Raw genomic sequence first — 3,495 nt, 5'->3', positions numbered from 1 at the left:
GATGAGCGGCAGACTTCCTTCAGGATGGGATGGACCGATAAGGCGTTGTTTGTGGCGGTGGATTGCGCCGATCCGGAGCCGTCAAAATTGACAACGGCGCATGCGGAGGAAGGCATGATTTGGCGCGATGACAGCGTGGAGCTTTTCCTTTTTCCCGCGCGCCAGCCGGACTACAGGCAGTTTGTGGTTAATGCCGGTGGCAGCCGCTGGAACAGCGGGGGAAAATTATGGGACTGGAGCGCCAAAGCGGTTACTAACGAACACGGCTGGATGTGCGAAATGCGCATCCCGTTTGAGGGGTTGCAGTCTGTTCCGCCGGCCGGCGAAAAATGGCGTCTCAATGTGGCCCGCAATATGCTTTCCGGCCCTAAAAACTCCTGTTGGGTTCTAAGCCAGGGGCCTTTCAAAGAAGCGGCGGGCAGTTTGATTTTCATGGAAAAAGCCTTGTCTCAAAGCGCGGCCGCCGAACTCGGGCGGCAATTGGGACTGGAACAATACTTCCGGGAGCAGATTAAAATATTGGTCAAGCTTCGCGGGGAATATAAGGATGCTTTTGAGGAGGGTATGCAAATCAAGGAACTCCGGCGGGAAATCACGGAAATCCGGCAGGGCTGGGACCGGGCGGAGGAAACGGCCGGGAAGGACGATGCTTCATTGGAGACGCTGTCTGAATGTTGGGAACAGTGCCGGATTTTGGAAGAACGAACGCGGAAGCTCTCTCCTTTAAAAGAGCCCCTGTTGCAAACCACGCATGTCTGGGTTGAGGACGCCCTGGTCAAGGTTTTCCCGGACACTCCGGCGCCCGCCCGCCAGGAAGCTCCGGTGATTCGCGTGCAATGCGCGAAAAACGAATATGAACCAGCGCAGCTGCATATCCGGTCAAAACCGCTTGAAAACCTCTCTTTGAAAACCGGCGATCTTTCCCATGAATCCGGGAAATATGTAATTCCCTCAAAAAATATTACTTGGAATTTTGCGGGTTATATCCCCATCAATAAAAATTCTGTCGGCAGCGCGCCGGAACGGGTGGTCAAAGCCGCGCCATGTGAAATTCCGGATCCGCTTTTGGATAATGAAAAAATGACCTTGTTTCCGAACAGGACCCAGTCCATTTGGATCACTTTTTATGTGCCTAAAAACGCGCCGGCCGGAAAATATTCAGGGCGGGTGGAGGTGGTTTCAGGAGACGGCGGCATTGCCGTGCCGGTTGAGCTGGAAGTGTGGGATTTCGCCATACCCGGCGAGAAACATCTCTTTGTGGTGAATTGGTTCAGGAACAGGTATGCGGAAGAATATATGGAAAAGGCTTTTTTTGACCAATACGGCGGCGGTTGCTGGATTTGGAGCCCTGCCAGTGCCTCCAAGGTTATATCGGGAGATCGCGCCCTTTTGCATGGCAGAGGACAAGCTTGCTTTCGGCGTAATTTTGACCTGCCGGGCAAGTGCAAAAAAGCCCGGTTGATCGTCCGGGGAGACTCCTCCCATGTTGTCTTCGTCAATGGGACGAAAGCCGGCGGGGGGGACGATTGGTTCATAGAGAAGACATATGATATCGGCGGACATCTGGTTCGGGGGCAGAATCTGATCGCCATGAAGATGAAAAAGCCTTCCGGATCTTCCGGCGGCGTATATGCCGCCTTGGAAGTTGACCTGGAAGGCGGCGGACAAATCAGGCTGGCAACGGACAATACATGGCGCGCGCAGACAGCGGACAAGACGGACGCGGCAAGCTGGAATCTTCCCGGCACGGACGATAGCAAATGGCCTTTTGCCGGAAAAGCGGTAACCGCCATAGGCGCCCGGGGGGCATATACGGGCTTAATGTATGAGGACGAAAGATACTGGAAAATATTGCCCGCCTATCTGGCCAACCTGGCCGCGCACCGGAATAATATTTGCGGCCCCATTCCCTTGGCGTTAATAAAGACTTACCGGGAAGATGACGGGACGTTGAGCTTTGATTATAAAAATTTTGATCGTTACATCAAACTGCTGGAGAGTTACGGTTTGGCGGACCGGCTTGAGCTGGGACATCTCGGGATATGCGATCGCGCCAAGGGGACAGTATCCATTAATGTGTGGGATTGTTTTGGCTGGAATCGCAAGACCGGGACGCCGTATTTGCTGAAAGAGGAGGAAATCTTTGTCCGGCTGAAAGATTTGGCGCAGCACCTTGAATCCAAGGGCTGGATTGACAAGGCCGTGCTGCATCTGGCGGACGAGCCGTTTGCCCAAAACATAAAAGCCTACAAGGAGTTATCGCGCAAGGTTCATCAGGCTGTGCCCCGTTTAAAACGTATTGACGCAATCAACACGTTTGATTTCGGGGATGATCTGGACGTCTGGGTGCCCGTATTGCATTGCCTGGATAATTTTTACGAGTTCTACAGGAACGCGCAACGCCGCGGGAAAGAACTGTGGTATTACAGCTGCAACAACCCCTGGAGCGGATTTTATCCGAACCGCGGGCTGGATTATCCGCTCACGCATATGCGTCTGTTCCATTGGTTGAATTATCGCTATGAATTGGCGGGGTATCTGCATTGGGGCTATAATTGCTGGTATATGGATGATCCGTTCGGGAAACCCGTCAAGGGAGAGATCGCGGCGCCCGGCGACGCCTTTATTGTCTATCCCGGCAAGAACGGGCCGCTGAATTCGCTGCGCTGGGAAGCTCATCGGGATGGAATAGAAGATTACGAGTATCTATGGGCGCTGGGCGAGAAAATGAAAAAGCTCAAAACTCGCTTCGGCGCGGCGGCGGAGGATTTTGACCCGGCCCAGCGCGGAAAAGAGCTGTGCAACCGGCTTATCACGGGCATGGGCCGGGTTGATTACGACCCCGTCCGGTTCCGTCAGGCCCGGGCCGCGATCGCCCGGGAAATATTGGAAGCTGACGCGGAGCCGGCGGCGCTGGTCTGGACGTTTCCCCCGGACGGGGCGGAAATAACGCGGGGCTCGGCCGTGATTCAGGTCTATGGAGCGGCGGAGCCGGGGGCCAAGATAAAAATCAACAACACCAAGGGCGTTTATGCCGGCGATGACGGACGGTTCTGCTCAACCGCGACTTTCTTTCAAAGGATTGAAGGGGCGGATAATCTGGCGTTAAACATTGAAATATCCGGTAAAAACAAAAGCCGGACCATAACAAGGACATTCAGGTTCAGAAAATAGCGCGGGGGGAAATCCGCCGCGGAATAACGCGTGCAAGAAAAAATAATGAAGGAGCGCAGGGAATCATGAAAAAGGAAATTGTCCGGATCAACGGAGTTCTGAGGCGGTATTCCGCGGTTATCGCGGCGGGCTTGCTGATACTGCAAGCGGGAGCCGCGTCCGCCGAAGACCTCAAAACGGAGCAGGATTCGCAGGACGAATACAATCTCCTGAAAAACGGCGGATTTGAGATGGCGGATGAGTTGTCGCCGAATTATCCGAAAGACTGGGATTATCGGCATTTCGTGTCCGACAGCGCCCCGCTGGACTGGGAGTTCGCAA

At 54.2% G+C, this 3,495-nt stretch carries 2 protein-coding genes; both read left to right on the top strand.

Annotated elements, in window-relative coordinates:
- Positions 1-114: 114 nt before the first annotated feature.
- A complete protein-coding gene (locus PHP98_10810) occupies positions 115-3,174 on the top strand; it encodes a DUF4091 domain-containing protein (GenBank protein MDD5484117.1) in 3,060 nt (1,019 codons plus the stop codon).
- Positions 3,175-3,239: 65 nt separating this feature from the next.
- Positions 3,240-3,495 (top strand): hypothetical protein (locus PHP98_10805; protein ID MDD5484116.1); only part of this gene is annotated, 256 nt, incomplete at its 3' end.

Source organism: Kiritimatiellia bacterium (assembly GCA_028715905.1).
Lineage (GTDB): Bacteria > Verrucomicrobiota > Kiritimatiellia > JAAZAB01 > JAAZAB01 > JAQUQV01.
Note: the sequence above shows the minus strand (reverse complement) of the source record. Positions and strands in the feature narration are given on the sequence as shown.

Coding starts and splice junctions, on each gene's coding strand:
- PHP98_10810 (MDD5484117.1), top strand. CDS start 115: ATGATTTGGCGCGATGACAGCGTGGAGCTTTTCCTTTTTCCCGCGCGC.